Raw genomic sequence first — 13,952 nt, 5'->3', positions numbered from 1 at the left:
ATTTTGATATCTCTCTAGGAATTGTCAATATGCGCTCCTCTTCAAATCTGTTAAGAAGAGGAGCCTAAAACGACTAGGTTGTAACTGGCTGTTTTTGATTTTTTTGTCCCGCTCCGCCATTGGGAGTGGTGCTAAATTGGAACCGCAAAATGTCCTTATCAAGTTCCACATTGACACGACCACCGTCAACAAGTCGACCGAAGAGCAGTTCATCAACCAAAGCTTTTTTCAGATGTTCATCAACTGTACGAGCCAGGGGACGAGCCCCATAAACTTTGTCGAAACCTTTTTTCATCAGCCATTTGATGACGTCAGGGGAGGCGTTGAGTTCCACTTTTTTCTGTAGAAGAACCATTGCCAACTCATCAACAAATTTCTGCGTGATTTTCAAAACCATGTCATCGGATAAATCGCGGAAAGAAACCACTGCATCCAAGCGATTGATAAACTCTGGCGCAAATGTTTTCTTGATCGCATCCATCGACAGAAGGCTGCGGCTTTCTTCGACCATGCCGATTGTGCCTTTAGCTGTTTCTGCAGCACCGGCATTAGAAGTCATCACGATCACAGCATTTTTAAAGTCAGCAACACGGCCATTGCTATCAGTCAGGCGACCAGCATCCATGACTTGCAAAAGGATGTTGTTGATATCGGGATGGGCTTTTTCGATTTCATCTAAAAGAAGAACGCAGTAAGGATGCTTACTGACAGCTTCAGTCAGTAGACCGCCTTCTTCGTAACCGACATATCCCGGAGGCGCGCCGACTAAGCGAGAGACGGCATGCTTTTCCATGTACTCACTCATATCAAAGCGTTCAAAATGAACACCCATGATTTGTGCAAGCTGACGGCAAACTTCAGTTTTACCAACGCCTGTCGGTCCTGTGAAAAGGAAGCTGCCGATAGGTTTGTTCGGTCGTCCTAAGCCGCTTCGAGCAAATTTGATGCTGGCAACCAAGCGGTCGATCGCGTCGTCTTGCCCAAAGATAAGTGCTTTTAGTTTTTTATCTAGATCACGCAGTTGTGTTTTTTCCGTCGAGGAAACAGTCGCAACCGGAAGGCCGGTCATTTTCGCGATCGTTTCTTCGATTTCTGGTGTATCAAGACTAATAATGTCTTCCGTCGCATTTTTCAAACGGAAGTGAGCACCAGCCTCATCCAAGACATCGATGGCCTTATCGGGCAAAAGTTTTCCGTGGATGTGTTTTTGTGAAAGCTCTACAGCTGCGCGGATGGCTGCATCGCTATAAGTCACATGATGGAATGTCTCGTAGGATTTTCTTAAGCCCGTCAAAATCTTAATACAGTCTTCGTTGGAAGGCTCGTTGACGTCGATTTTTTGGAAGCGACGATTCAAAGCGCGATCTTTTTCAAAATACTGACGGTATTCCTGATGTGTGGTGGAACCAATGCAACTGATTTCGCCATTTGCAAGGGCGGGCTTTAGTAGATTGGAAGCATCCATCGAGCCACCGCTTGTTGCTCCGGCGCCGACAATCGTATGAATTTCATCTATAAAGAGGATTGTGTGAGGGCGTTTAGCGATTTCTTTAACGACAGCTTTCAAACGACCTTCGAAATCACCACGGAACTTTGTTCCCGCAAGCAGGCCGCCAAGATCAAGTGAGTAGATCACGGCAGATTTAAGTTTTTCTGGAACTTCTCCTGCGACGATTTTCTGTGCAAGTCCCTCAGCCACGGCTGTTTTACCTACGCCGGGCTCGCCGATAAGCAGAGGATTGTTCTTGGTGCGGCGGCAAAGTACTTGAACCGTACGTTCAATAACGTCTTCGCGCCCAATAAGTGGATCGAGTTTCCCTGACTTTGCTTTCTCATTTAAGTTCACACAGAAACTTTCTAAAGGAGATCCACGACCTTCTTCGAAAGACTCTTGGTTAAACTCAGTAGGGCGGGCAGAGGAAGCTGGAGGGATGTCGTGATCCTTTCCATCTTTCGTAATGCCATGTGAAACATAATTTATAATATCAAATTGAGTGAGACCTTGGCGAGCGAGAGCAAATGTCGCATGAGAGTCTTGTTCATAGAACAAGGATATCAATAGGCTGCCTTCGCTAATTTGATTCCGACCAGCACTCTTCATTTGAATTGCTGCTCTTTGAATCAGACGATGGCAGGCGAGTGTGAACTCGGGATTCCAAGAATCAAATCCACCATACGATCCTAATTGCTCGTCCGTGATTTGTGGGATTCCCACCTTAAGGTGTTCCCTGAGATCTTGTCTAAGGCGTTGCACGTTGACTGCGCAGGCCTCCAAGATTTCCACCATTATAGGTGTCTCGGATAAGACGAGTAGGATGTGTTCAAGGGTCACGAACTCGTGACGATGACGTTTTGCGAGTTCTGTGGCTTCTGCTAACTTGCGTTCAAGCTCGCGGCTCATCATGGTTCCTCCTCCAGTGTGCTCTTAAGGGGATTCTGATTAAGTTGGGCGAATTGATTCACCTGCATCACTTTCATTTCAGCGATCTCTAGACTAAAGACTCCAGCTACGCCGGCGCCTTTCTTATGTACATCTAACATGATTTTTGTGGCTTCATCTTCTGATTTCGCAAAGAACCGACGCAATACAAGAACCACGAAGTCCATCGGGGTGTAGTCGTCATTTAGAAGAATGACCTTGTACATCTTAGGAGTGTCTAGTTTTGGGACGAGCTGGACCCCAGCTTCTCCGTCGGTTGATGAGTAAGGGAAGTTTCCGTTTTTGTTTCCGTTATCATTTGCCATGTTCTCTATTCTACTCCTTGTCTCAGAATGAGCACGAAATTGCTGTTGGCAAGTCTAGGTGTCTCAAAAAGCTAGAGTATAGTCGTGCTTCGCTCACATGTTGTACTCGAAAACAAAATTAAGTTTTCGCGAAGTCACTTTGATTTCTCAGACTTGCTTTCATGTTTTAGTTTTGACACACTAATGTCGATAAGCATTAGGTCATTTTCAGTTTTTAACAGTTTTAAAATAAGACTTATGGAGGTCTTCAGTGAAAAAAACTACTAGAACGTCTCAAGCGGGTTTCTCGCTAGTTGAGTTGATGGTCGTTGTTGCGATCATCGGTGTGTTGGCATCTATCGCGGTACCAGCAGTTAACAAATACATCGCGAAAGCACGTCAATCAGAAGCGAAAACTAACTTGGCTTCTTTGTATACTTCTGAGAAAGCATTCTATGCTGAGTATACAACTTACGACTCTCGCTTCCAGGCGGTGGGTTATTCTCCTGAAGGTCAATTGCGCTATAATGTTGGCTTCGAAACAGCTGGTCCAAATGCTACAGCTGCAAACGGATTCAATAACACGACTATCGGTACTGGTAATACACTTACACGTACATACTGTGGGGCTAGCGGTGCTATTTCAAATGGTTGCGCTATGTTGAATGGAGCTACTGGTGTTGCGAATACTCTAACTTTGCCAGCTTCGACGACGTCACAAACTACGTTCACTGCAGCAGCAGGAGCGATCATTCATACTTCAGTTGCTACGGGTGACTTTTGGACAATGGACCAAAACAAACTTCTAATTAACACAGCGTCAGGTATCCCTTAGTTTTTGGGAATTATGAGTTTACTATCTAAAAACTCATTGCCATTAAATTTTAAAGAAAGAATCCCGAGTATTATGCTCGGGATTTTTTCTTTGTTGCTTCTCCTTCTATCACAGACGAATAGACCGACTTCCTTCACTAATCGATCAGTATATCTTAAGCCTCTTCCTGAAATGGAAAGGTTTACGTTTGGTTATAATGAGATAATGGCAGATACAATGTGGATAAGGCTGTTGCAGGATTTGGATTACTGCGAGCAGGAGATTGCTGCGAATACTTGTAAAAATGATTCGTGGTTGTACCATATGGTGGATACTACGACAAACCTTTCTCCGAAATTCAGAATAGCCTATGCAGTTGGCGGGTTGGCTTTAACAATATTAATCAGTGATATAGATGGAGCCACAAAGATCTTCGATAAATCAGTCAAAGCCTTTCCACATGATTGGCCTATACTATATCGTGCCGCCTATCACTATCTTTACGAAGTGAAAGACAATAGAAGGGCTGCGGAGTTGCTAATCGAAGCGGCAAACAACGGGGCTCCGCCTTGGACAAGGGTTCTTGCGGGGAGGCTATATTCTGATTCTGGAGATGTTGAATTGGCAGAAAAACTTCTCCAGGAAATGAAAGATAGTGGGCAGGATCAGCTCCTTATAGAGCGCCTTCAGAAAAAGATAGACAGTATTAAGGCGAACTAGAGGCTATGCTTCAGGGCGCTAAATCCCTATAATCACGCGTATTTAATATTTTTTTATTCCGTATTTGACGAATCCGGCTCAAAGCACCATATTTCAGAAATAGTGAATATGTTTGAAATGGACGGCTCATGGCTCGAAGAGACTTTTACGAAATTCTAGGCGTCGCGAAAGACGCGGATCAGGACACAATTAAAAAGGCGTATCGCAAGATGGCGATGCAGTTCCATCCTGATAAAAATCCCGGAAACAAAGAAGCTGAGGAAAAGTTTAAAGAAGCCGCGGGTGCTTACGAGATTCTAAGTGATGCGCAAAAGCGCGCTCAGTATGATCGCTTCGGTCATGATGCATTCACAGGCCGTGGCGGCGGTGGAGCCGGCTTCCAAGACGTTGACGATATCTTCTCGCACTTCGGAGACATCTTTGGTGATCTTTTCGGTGGCGGCGGTCCTCGCCAACAACGCCGTAGCAGAAATGAACCGCGCAGAGGTTCAGATCTTCGTTACGTGACAGAGATTCAACTGAAAGATGTGATCTCGGGTCTTGAAAAAGAAATCGAATTCGATACAGATGAAAACTGCAAAACGTGCAATGGCTCGGGAGCAGAAAAAGGTTCAACTCCTGAAGCATGTACAATGTGCGGAGGCTCAGGCCAAGTCGTTCGTTCTCAAGGTTTCTTTGCGATGGCATCGACTTGTCCAACTTGTCACGGTCAAGGAACTGTCGTTAAAAATCCTTGTAAGCCATGCAAGGGCAAAGGCCGTACATCCATTCATAAAAAAATCCGCTTAAACATTCCCCCAGGAGTAGACACAGGCACGCGCCTGCGTGTTGCGACTGAGGGTGAGGGCGGTTATATGGGCGGCCAGCCGGGCGATCTTTACGTTGAGATTCGCGTAAAGCCTCATAACAAGTTTGAACGTCGTGGTGATGACTTGATCGGCGAGTTGAATGTTCCCTATGTCCAAATGCTTTTGGGCGGTGAGGTGGAAGTTCCAACGGTCACTGGTAAAGCAACGGTTGAAATCCCTCGTGGTTGCATGGACGGTGACAATGTGAAGTTGTCAGGTGAAGGTCTTCCTTCACTTCGTGGCAATCGTCGTGGTGATATCTACTACCATGTGAGTGTGGATTTCCCAGATAAACTTGGTAAAGAAGAGGAAAAGCACCTTCGCGAAATCGCCAAGGAAAAAGGTCTCAAAGTAAGTGCCGCTGGTAAAAAACTATTTGGCTAATTTAAGGCAGCGAAAGCTGCCTTTTTTATTCAGTGTCTGATCTCATTTGAGTCATCATCTTCAGAGCTTTGATATTCATAACTATCGTCAAATCCAGGAACGACTCTGCCGCCATCTGTTTCAAAACGGATTTCAGATTTGCGGATTTCTTCCACGGCTTGAAATTTTTGTTTTTCCTCTGCGAGAGCAGTTTCATAGCGGCTGACGGCTTCATCATGCTCTATCTGATACTTTCCGGCGAGCAAGTCGATGACCGCATCCTTATCGCCATGAGTAGCTTCGATTTCGTCATCGGAGATCTCTGACCAGCGACGATGAACCATGGATTTCACGGCACTCCAGTTTTCATTCTGATTTTCTGATCTATTGAGAAAGCTCATAAAGCACCTCCGTGCTTCATATTTTACTCTCTTAAAACTAGGATGCGCTTGTATTTGCGCACTTTAAAAGTAGAAACAATTCGGTTCTACCTTGTCTTAAAGACAGATTTGTTGCCCTTTCGTCTAACCGAACAACGAGGGGAGAAGTAAGAAGCGTATGATAGGGCTACTGAAACAACATTCCTTTCCTTTGAGGAGGCATTTATGGCAACTCGTAATACAGGAAAATCAAGCGGCAGTAGTGGTAGCGACCGCAATTTCTCAAACAGTCGCGATAGCTCGTTTAAACCAGACAAAAAAGTTGGAAGTTCAAGTAGTAGTAGCAGCAGAGATGCTAGCTCTACAAGTTCACGCAAAGGCACTTCCAATTTAAACTCTTCCAGAAAATCCGGGAGCGGTATAATGGAAGATGATGAAGATCTTTAGGGACTGCGTTCAAGCTTTCGTAGGAAAGCGCTAGCAGTCCGCCAAGAGGGCCAATTCCAGTTTTTCAGGACTTGGGCCCTCTTGGAGCATTTTTAGTAAGCTGATTTTGTGTCGTCTTTCGCTTTTTCTTCTTTGCTAGCGAAAGGCTTTTTAGCTTTTTTATTGGTCGGTGTCGGACCCACATGATTTTTTCCAATCGCGGCATCCATTTTTCTTTGAGACTCATCCATGGGTTCGCGTTGATCTGGTTTTGCAGTATTTGTTGGTTCATCCTTTTTTTCGTTGGCAAAGGATGCGGTCGAGCCAATCATTAACATCAGTGCAAGAACGTATTTCATATTCTGCCTCCACGGATCAGTGTTCCCGAAATTTCGATTCCTGCCTAGGAAGGCACACCACAGCTTGTCTTTATACAAATTCAAATGGGATACTTTTGGGAAGAGAGTACGAGCTATTAGGAGGCCTGTAATGAAATCATTAATTCTAATCACGATGGCAATGATCTTAGGCGGTTGTTCGTATTTGAAAGAACGTTACGCAAAAGAGCCAGAAATTGATCTCGCGAAAATTTATCTGCAAGACACAACTCCACTTTCGACAACGATGGTCTTTGTATTGAGCGTAAAAAATCCTAATAAGATAGACCTGAATGTTGATGAGCTCAGCTACGAGATTCAAATCGACGACAAAGAATTCGCAAAAGCAAAAACAGATAGAAAGACAAAAATCCCAGCAGGGGAGACAACGCTAGTTGAGGTTCCACTTCCGGTGAACTTCTTAAGAGCGATCGATGGAGTTACCAAAGTACTAGCGGGGCAGGACGTGGGCTACCAAGTTCTGGGTGAAGCAAAGGTTTCAGGATTCAAGATTCCATTTAAAGAAAAAGGCCAATTCAATATGAATGGCCTTAAGAAAAACGCAGAATAGGCTTAGGGCTCGCTAAGCCTTCTTAACAAATTCACTCTTCAAATTCATCGCGCCAAAACCATCGATCTTACATGAAATATCGTGGCCGTCGCCGCCTTCTTGCAAGCGGATGTTTTTAACCTTAGTTCCAACCTTCACAACAGAAGATGAACCTTTGATTTTCAAATCTTTGACTACAACAACAGTGTCACCATCTTGAAGGATGTTTCCGTTGGCGTCCTTAATAACACCGGGAGTTTCTTCGGCTGCTGCGGCAGTTTCGCCAGCGGCGTGAGCGCTCCATTCGTGGGAACATTCAGGGCAGATCCACAGATTGCCGTCTTCGTAAATATTTTCGGAGTTACATTGGGGACATTTATTTTCCATGCAATGAATTTGAAACATAATGCCTCGAGTTTCAAGGGCTAATCTTGCAGTATTGTAAAATTGGCGCGTTGATCTCTGCTTGGCTAAGGTGGCGACTGACAAGTACGGTTGAGTCAAAGGAGTTTCATATGAAATCTATTTTGCTTTTGCTTGCGACTTTAGGTGCGGCTTCCAACGTTTATGCGGGCTCACTGGTAATAGAAACAAACAATCATCTATACCCAATTCCAGGGCGTGGCACGAGCTGTACAGCAATGAATGCAGGTCGTACAGAGGATTTGTCGGCTCCTCACATCAGCATCTCTGAGTTGTATGTGACGAACAAAACTAACAAGAATTTTTATCCAACGCGCATCACATTCAGAACGGGTGATATGGGTTATGCTTGCACTTACTCAGGTAAAGTTATGCAAGAGCTGGGTTTGGCTGATGTTATCAACCCAGGTATGAGAGCGCAGACGTTCTGCAACATGAAGTGTGGAGCAGTTCCATTCAGCGGTCACCCGAAATGGGGTTATCTGACGGTTTATGGCCACAACGGCGAAGGCGAAAACCTTGAAGCCACAGCTGAAATCCAAATGATGAACTAAAACATTGGTTTACTCGGCGTTGCTGCGTCGTCGGCGTACAATGTACGCCTTCCTCCTGGCGCCTTGATTAAACCAATGTTTAAAGCTCCCAAGGAATGTTTCCTTGCGTCCAAAGTTATTATTTAGTAGTTTCACCGCGAATTTTTAAAAAGCGGTGAAACTATGTCTGAACAACAACAACCGAAAATGTATGACTTGATTGGCGGAGAGCCAGTCTTAAGAAAAATCTGCCAAAGATTTTATGAAGTCATGAACACTTTGCCTGAAACAAAAGGCGTGCGTGATATGCACCCTGAAAACATGAAGGGCTCTGAAGAAAAGCTGTTCATGTTTTTGTCGGGTTGGTTGGGTGGACCGAATTTGTTCCAAGAGCGCTTCGGCCATCCACGCATGCGCATGCGCCATATGCCTTTTAAAATCGGAAAATCAGAACGTGATCAGTGGATGATTTGCATGGTGCATGCAATGGAAGACGCTGGAGTACAAGAACCGTACAGAAGCGAAATGCTTCACTCGATCTTGAATCTGGCTGATCACATGAGAAATCAGCCAGAGCCTTCGTCAGATGGCGAAGGCCACGGTCAGTAAGTTACTTACTTACTCAGCGGTCACAGCCTGAATCCTAGGCTGTCCGCTGAAATACTTTTTTTGGATATAGTAAACGGGCGCTCCTGCCATGATGATACAAAGACCCCATAGACTTTCTTGAGGGCTCGTCCACAAAGTATTTACTAAAAGCAAAACAGCCAAAACCAAGAACACCACTGGCACCCACGGATAACCTAAAGTTTTGTAAGGGCGATCGGCCTCAGGCATTCTTTTGCGGAAGATAAACACAGAGCCTGTCACCAAAGCATAAAAGATCCACGAAGCAAACACCACGTAATCAGTCAGCTGATCAAATGATCCAGACATCGCAAGAACCGCAGACATAACGGCTTGAACTAAAATCGCGACATAAGGTGATTCACTTTTAGAATGAAGCTTGGCCAAAGACTGCAAGCAAAGGCCGTCCTTCGCCATGGCATAAGGCACGCGAGCATTCGTCAGGATCGAAGAGCTCATGGCTCCCAATGCCGAGAACATCATCGCAATTCCTAAAAACAATACTCCCGCTGAGCCCATGAAAGTCACTGCCACTTTAGCAGCGGCAGGCAAAGCATCAGGATTTACTTTGGAGTTCGCATTCAAAATTTCGCTAAAAGGCAAAGCATAGAAGTAGCAATAATGAATCAAGCTATAAAGCCCCAGGATAATCAAAACCCCAGCGCCCAACGCCCAAGGAATATTTCGCTTAGGATTTTTAATCTCGCCAGCCACCATCGGCATGTTGTTCCAACCATCATACGCCCAAAGAGCAGCGAGCAAAGCCGCACCGAAAGCACTGAAGCCTGGGAATGCGGTACCTGAAGCAGTGATATTAGAATTGCTACCGCTCTCACTGAACATCAAAACGCCACCAATAATAAAGAAAAGCATCGCAACTTTCACAAAGGTCATCACACTTTGCAGGCGACCATTCAGTTGAACGTTCAAGCAGTTGAGCAAAGAAAAGACTAAAATCAGACCAATCGCCAAACCTTTTTGTCCACCGATCCAATCAAGCTTCATGATGGGAGCAGCAAAGGTCGCCGTTCCCACGGCGTAAGCTGCGATGGTACCAGGAGCACTCACCCAGAAACGTTGCCAGCCGTACAAGTAGGCGGGCATTTCGCCAAAGGCTTCTTTCAAGTAAACGTATTCGCCACCAGCGCGTGGGAAGAGGATTCCGATTTCAGCGTAAGTTAAAGCGCCAGCCAAAGACAACAGACCTGCAACGACATAGGCGATCAAAACCCACGTGGAGGAGCCCAGGTACTGAGACATAATGGCGGCTTTAAGAAAAACGCCAGTTCCCAAGATCGTACCGATCACTAAGGACAAAACGGGGATAAAACCCAAAGTTCTGCTCATCTCAGAGTTGCTAGTCATGGAATCCTTTCCGACCGACTTTTTATTTTCGGGTAAAAAATTATAAATTGAACTTCGTTGCCAAGTGCAAGCGGACCTGCGCCAGCGCACGGTGATAGTCCTCGTGGTCTTTCACAATGCGATGAGCATGGGCTTTTGAAGGTTCAACAAACAAATTGTGCATGGGACGAACCTGTAAGTCGAATTGTTTTCTCACCCCTTCAGCGGTGCGACCACGTTCTTCGACATCACGATGTAAACGGCGTTCAAAACGGATGAACTCAGGAGTGTCGAAAAAGATCGCCTCATCCAATTGAGCGCGGACTTCGGGGGAGTTCAGGATCAAGATGCCATCCACAAGAACGATGCGAGTTGGTTGAGCTGTCAGCGTTTCGATTTTGCGGGTGTGAGTGACGAAATCATAAATAGGAACAGAGATGTGGGAGCCAGTCTTTAGAACCTTTAAGCCCTCTGCCAGTAAAGGAAAATCAAGGCTGTCAGGATGGTCGAAATTCACAGAACCACCGTCACCATCAAAGCGTGCGGACTGATCATGGTAGTAATTGTCTTGATAGATGATCGAGCAGTGCTCTTTACCTAATAGATTTTGCAGTTCACGGGCGAAATAAGTTTTTCCCGAGCCGCTTCCGCCAGCCACGCCGATGATATGAGGTTTTGGTTGTTCTGTCGCAATCATGAAACCTACTTTGTTTGAAACAATCTGTCGCCAGCATCACCCAAGCCTGGAACAAGGTAGCCCATCTCATTCATCTCGGTCTCGATATCTAAAGTCAGAACTTCGACATCGGGATGGAAATGGTGGATTTTGCGCAAACCCGATTCACTGGCTAAAATGGATAGTACTTTAATACGTCCTACGCCGTAATTTTTCAAGCGGTCAATGGCGGCAATTATGGTATCTGCCGTAGCAATCAATGGATCGCACAAGAGGACCTCTTTGCCGAGTACTTCATGGGGCATCTTAAAGTAATATTCGACCGTATTGTTTATAAATTTGTCACGGTAGATGCCAATAAACCCTGTGCTGGCAAAGGGGAGCATCGCCAAAGCAGCATCCAGCATACCGTTGCCAGCTCTCATTACTGAGACCACAATCGGAGGATTGGCGATACGATAAGCCGTCGCCGTGGCAACTGGGGTGTCGATGCTGACCTTTTCCATATGGGGCCAGTCTTTCATGGCTTCGTAAACTAAGATCTTAGTGACCTCTTTTACCAGTTCCCGGAATTCGTGGGAGTAAGTGTTGCGGTCTCTAAGATACCCCAGTTTATGACGAAGCAGGGGATGGTTAATAATTTTCATACGTGTTTGCATTGTTGACCTCAAAAATAGTTTTAGAAAACAGTCCCATCACTTTGAATACGCAAAGGAGGCGACCCATCAGGGCGCTTGTCTTTCGCGGCCTTGCGGCCCGCCCACCAGGTGCCTCCTTCGAGGACTTTGGCGAGGGGGAACTCGGAAGGATTTTTTCTGAGTTCCTTTTGAACGGCGGCACCGATTCTGTCGAGCAAACTGATGGTAAGCCCGCGCCACTCAATGACGAGTTCAGAATTGGGAGCATGAGTTTTTTCTGCCAAGGAAGGATCTTTTAAAGAAATCAATCCACGATCAAGCAAAAGACCGCCATTGCGATACTCGGCAAGTCCTGTGAGTTGATCGACATCGATGATTTCAAAACCAGCCTCAATCAAAGGTTCGATCAATGAATAAGTCATCCACTGTGAAAGCTTATGAAAACAAGCCAGGCCCCCTGGGATTTTCTCGTAAGCCCAAGTGTCTCCAAGATTTGTTCCATCGACCTCTAAGCGTCCCGGCCAAATATCGCCGAGTCCATCTAGTACGGCTCTCAGGAGTTGCGGGCCAGTGATGCGTTGGCCGTACTTGGCTCTTAAATAATCGACAAGACTTCCAGGTCTGCCTAATGGAAACAGATTTCTTTTTTCAGCAACCGTGCGCCCTAAGTTTTGAATCAGCTTCAAGCGACCATCAACTCCCACCAGGGGATTACGATCATTCACTTGAAATATTTTGCACAGAGCCTCTTTCGACAGAGTTTGGAGTCCCAAATCAGTCGCTTGCATCGGCTCATCCAGGTCATCAGAGAGATAGCCAATGATAAAAAGATAAAAACTGGCAACGCCAAGACCTTCAGAGCGTTGAAAGATCTTACCCGTACTTTCTTCCTTAAAAGACCAGATATTTCCAGCACCAGCATCAAGCAGGACAGAAGGAATCACCAAATCTAATTTGATACGAGCTTGTTCCAAAGGATCCAAATGCTGAATACGTTTTTTTAACCAGGCTGCGCGATCTACATTGCCTGCTTTAAAATGCCCCCAGCGCGAATGAAAGGGAATGTCCAGCTGAGGGTAATTTTCGCGGATCACTTTTAAAACATAGTCTACCACCGCCGGAAGTTTTTCCGGATGATAGTTAAAGTGAGTTTGATCCTTCAGGGTGAGCTCTAGAATTTTCTCAGCACTGTCTCGAACCGCTTGAGGCGAGAGTAAGAAATCCAGGTTGGCCATTTCATAATTAATAGTGCTCATCGATGCCCCTTCCTTGAACTTGACTGAGTTCTTCTAATGATTTTGCAGCAGCTCCAGCATTAAAGTATCCGGCGGCTTTCTTTGCTTCGATTTCCACCTGAGCATCAGCTGGAATCAGATAATCGGGGATGGAAATACGATTCACCACGGTGATGCCACTTTTAACGATGGCATCGTATTTCATATTGCTCATCGAATGCAGATTGTGAATTTTAGTGATCCCAAAGAAATTTAAAATATCGGGCATCAGTTCTTGGAATCTAGCATCTTCAACTCCGGCCACGCATTCTGTGCGATGGAAGTAAGTCGCTGCCGAGTCGCCACCAATTTGACGTTTACGAGCATTGTAGACCAAGAATTTTGTCACTTCGCCCAAGGCGCGTCCTTCTTTGCGGTAGTAGGCAATAATCCCAACACCACCTCTTTGAGCGGTGCGGGCCGCATCTTCGATTCCGTAAATCAAATAAGGTCTGCAAGTGCAGATGTCTGATCCGAACACGTCAGAGCCATTGCATTCATCATGAACTCGGCAAGTGAGTTCTACTTGTGGATTGCAAAGATCCGCAGGATCTCCAAAAATATAAACTGTCGTTGAGCCAATTGGCGGCAGAAAGACCTTCAGATCTTGGCGAGTAACGAGCTCTGGAAACATTCCGCCAGTTTCTTGGAAAAGAATTTTTCTTAAGTCGCCCTCATCAACAGCCAATCTTTTGGCGATACCAGGCAAATGCCAGACGGGTTCGATAGCGACTTTGGTGACTTTGATATCGCCACTTTCCGTGATGATCTTGCCGTCAATTTTAAGACGGCCTAACTCCAAGGCCTCTTGGATTTCGGGAATTTGCAAGCGGGCTTGAGTGATCGCAATGGTCGGTCGCACATCATAGCCACACTCATAGGCTTCTTTAAAATGCATCGGAACGTCAAAACCCCATGGATCCAACGACACGATTTTGTCGGACTCAAACCATGACGGGAAAGGTCCCAGTTTCACCGGGCTTTCGGTGTTGTGCAAATCGGGACGGTGAGCGGTGGAGTAGCGTCCTTGTGCAATCGAAAGCGCTCGATAAACTGTGTAGCTGCCACTATGAGTTCCGATGGCGTTTCTTTTTTTAGTATCCGTCAAGGAACCGATCACGGGACCGCGCTCCATAGGAGTTGCAGCTCCCCAATTGATGGGAAGGCTTTCTTTGAAAACATGACTTGAATGCGAAGTTAGAACAACGTGCGGGGATCTTCTTAGTTCATTCATA

At 45.7% G+C, this 13,952-nt stretch carries 17 protein-coding genes; 7 read left to right on the top strand and 10 right to left on the bottom strand.

Going from position 1 to position 13,952, the window contains the following annotated elements; genetic code table 11:
- Positions 1 to 73 precede the first annotated feature (73 nt).
- Both clpA and clpS read right to left on the bottom strand, forming a co-directional pair.
- Complete coding sequence (gene clpA / locus ACLVWP_RS13100) at positions 74 to 2,404, bottom strand: ATP-dependent Clp protease ATP-binding subunit ClpA (protein ID WP_413557817.1); 2,331 nt, start codon at positions 2,402 to 2,404, stop codon at positions 74 to 76.
- Complete coding sequence (gene clpS, locus ACLVWP_RS13095; RefSeq protein WP_413557816.1) at positions 2,401 to 2,745, bottom strand: ATP-dependent Clp protease adapter ClpS; 345 nt, start codon at positions 2,743 to 2,745, stop codon at positions 2,401 to 2,403. The genes clpA and clpS overlap by 4 nt, the downstream gene beginning before the upstream one ends.
- Positions 2,746 to 2,995: 250 nt before the next feature.
- Here clpS and ACLVWP_RS13090 point away from each other — a divergent pair, with 250 nt between their 5' ends.
- The 3 genes from ACLVWP_RS13090 to dnaJ all read left to right on the top strand — a co-directional run bounded on the left by ACLVWP_RS13090 (position 2,996) and on the right by dnaJ (position 5,490).
- Complete coding sequence (locus ACLVWP_RS13090; RefSeq protein ID WP_413557815.1) at positions 2,996 to 3,559, top strand: type IV pilin protein; 564 nt, start codon at positions 2,996 to 2,998, stop codon at positions 3,557 to 3,559.
- A gap of 204 nt (positions 3,560 to 3,763) precedes the next feature.
- On the top strand, positions 3,764 to 4,258 hold the full coding sequence (locus ACLVWP_RS13085) for a tetratricopeptide repeat protein (RefSeq protein WP_413557813.1): 495 nt from the start codon (positions 3,764 to 3,766) through the stop codon (positions 4,256 to 4,258).
- Positions 4,259 to 4,386: 128 nt separating this feature from the next.
- Complete coding sequence (gene dnaJ, locus ACLVWP_RS13080) at positions 4,387 to 5,490, top strand: molecular chaperone DnaJ (protein ID WP_413557812.1); 1,104 nt, start codon at positions 4,387 to 4,389, stop codon at positions 5,488 to 5,490.
- A gap of 29 nt (positions 5,491 to 5,519) precedes the next feature.
- Here the strand turns inward: dnaJ and ACLVWP_RS13075 are convergent, their stop codons facing one another.
- A complete protein-coding gene (locus ACLVWP_RS13075) occupies positions 5,520 to 5,870 on the bottom strand; it encodes a hypothetical protein (RefSeq protein ID WP_413557811.1) in 351 nt (116 codons plus the stop codon).
- Between the two features lie 204 nt (positions 5,871 to 6,074).
- Here ACLVWP_RS13075 and ACLVWP_RS13070 point away from each other — a divergent pair, with 204 nt between their 5' ends.
- Positions 6,075 to 6,296 (top strand): hypothetical protein, encoded by a 222-nt coding sequence (locus tag ACLVWP_RS13070; protein ID WP_413557810.1) that lies wholly within the window; start codon positions 6,075 to 6,077, stop codon positions 6,294 to 6,296.
- Positions 6,297 to 6,388: 92 nt separating this feature from the next.
- Here the strand turns inward: ACLVWP_RS13070 and ACLVWP_RS13065 are convergent, their stop codons facing one another.
- Positions 6,389 to 6,634, bottom strand: a complete 246-nt coding sequence (locus ACLVWP_RS13065; RefSeq protein WP_413557809.1) for a hypothetical protein — start codon at positions 6,632 to 6,634, stop codon at positions 6,389 to 6,391.
- 130 nt (positions 6,635 to 6,764) lie between these two features.
- On the opposite strand from ACLVWP_RS13065, the gene ACLVWP_RS13060 reads away from it, so the two are divergent.
- Positions 6,765 to 7,223 carry an LEA type 2 family protein gene (locus ACLVWP_RS13060; RefSeq protein WP_413557808.1) on the top strand — a complete coding sequence of 153 codons (459 nt, stop codon included), beginning with the start codon at positions 6,765 to 6,767 and terminating at the stop codon, positions 7,221 to 7,223.
- Between the two features lie 12 nt (positions 7,224 to 7,235).
- On the opposite strand, the gene ACLVWP_RS13055 is transcribed toward ACLVWP_RS13060, so the two are convergent.
- Complete coding sequence (locus tag ACLVWP_RS13055) at positions 7,236 to 7,589, bottom strand: zinc ribbon domain-containing protein YjdM (protein WP_413557806.1); 354 nt, start codon at positions 7,587 to 7,589, stop codon at positions 7,236 to 7,238.
- A gap of 128 nt (positions 7,590 to 7,717) precedes the next feature.
- On the opposite strand from ACLVWP_RS13055, the gene ACLVWP_RS13050 reads away from it, so the two are divergent.
- Both ACLVWP_RS13050 and ACLVWP_RS13045 read left to right on the top strand, forming a co-directional pair.
- Positions 7,718 to 8,179 carry a hypothetical protein gene (locus ACLVWP_RS13050; RefSeq protein WP_413557804.1) on the top strand — a complete coding sequence of 154 codons (462 nt, stop codon included), beginning with the start codon at positions 7,718 to 7,720 and terminating at the stop codon, positions 8,177 to 8,179.
- A 162-nt stretch (positions 8,180 to 8,341) separates the two neighbouring features.
- A complete protein-coding gene (locus tag ACLVWP_RS13045) occupies positions 8,342 to 8,767 on the top strand; it encodes a group II truncated hemoglobin (RefSeq protein WP_413557802.1) in 426 nt (141 codons plus the stop codon).
- 9 nt (positions 8,768 to 8,776) lie between these two features.
- On the opposite strand, the gene ACLVWP_RS13040 is transcribed toward ACLVWP_RS13045, so the two are convergent.
- The 5 genes from ACLVWP_RS13040 to ACLVWP_RS13020 are packed head-to-tail and all read right to left on the bottom strand — an operon-like array spanning position 8,777 to position 13,951.
- Positions 8,777 to 10,150, bottom strand: a complete 1,374-nt coding sequence (locus ACLVWP_RS13040) for an APC family permease (protein ID WP_413557801.1) — start codon at positions 10,148 to 10,150, stop codon at positions 8,777 to 8,779.
- Between the two features lie 40 nt (positions 10,151 to 10,190).
- Complete coding sequence (udk, locus tag ACLVWP_RS13035) at positions 10,191 to 10,826, bottom strand: uridine kinase (RefSeq protein WP_413557800.1); 636 nt, start codon at positions 10,824 to 10,826, stop codon at positions 10,191 to 10,193.
- 5 nt (positions 10,827 to 10,831) lie between these two features.
- Positions 10,832 to 11,452 (bottom strand): uracil phosphoribosyltransferase, encoded by a 621-nt coding sequence (gene upp / locus ACLVWP_RS13030; RefSeq protein ID WP_413557798.1) that lies wholly within the window; start codon positions 11,450 to 11,452, stop codon positions 10,832 to 10,834.
- 32 nt (positions 11,453 to 11,484) lie between these two features.
- Positions 11,485 to 12,699 (bottom strand): URC4/urg3 family protein, encoded by a 1,215-nt coding sequence (locus tag ACLVWP_RS13025; protein WP_413557797.1) that lies wholly within the window; start codon positions 12,697 to 12,699, stop codon positions 11,485 to 11,487.
- Positions 12,686 to 13,951, bottom strand: coding sequence for a GTP cyclohydrolase II (locus ACLVWP_RS13020; protein ID WP_413557796.1), 1,266 nt, complete (start codon positions 13,949 to 13,951; stop codon positions 12,686 to 12,688). Before ACLVWP_RS13020 ends, ACLVWP_RS13025 begins: the two co-directional genes overlap by 14 nt.
- Between the last annotated feature and the right edge of the window lies 1 nt (position 13,952).

This window comes from Bdellovibrio sp. HCB209, from assembly GCF_047306065.1.
Lineage (GTDB): Bacteria > Bdellovibrionota > Bdellovibrionia > Bdellovibrionales > Bdellovibrionaceae > Bdellovibrio.
The sequence above is the reverse complement of the archived record's forward strand: the minus strand, read 5'-3'. Positions and strand labels throughout refer to the sequence as shown.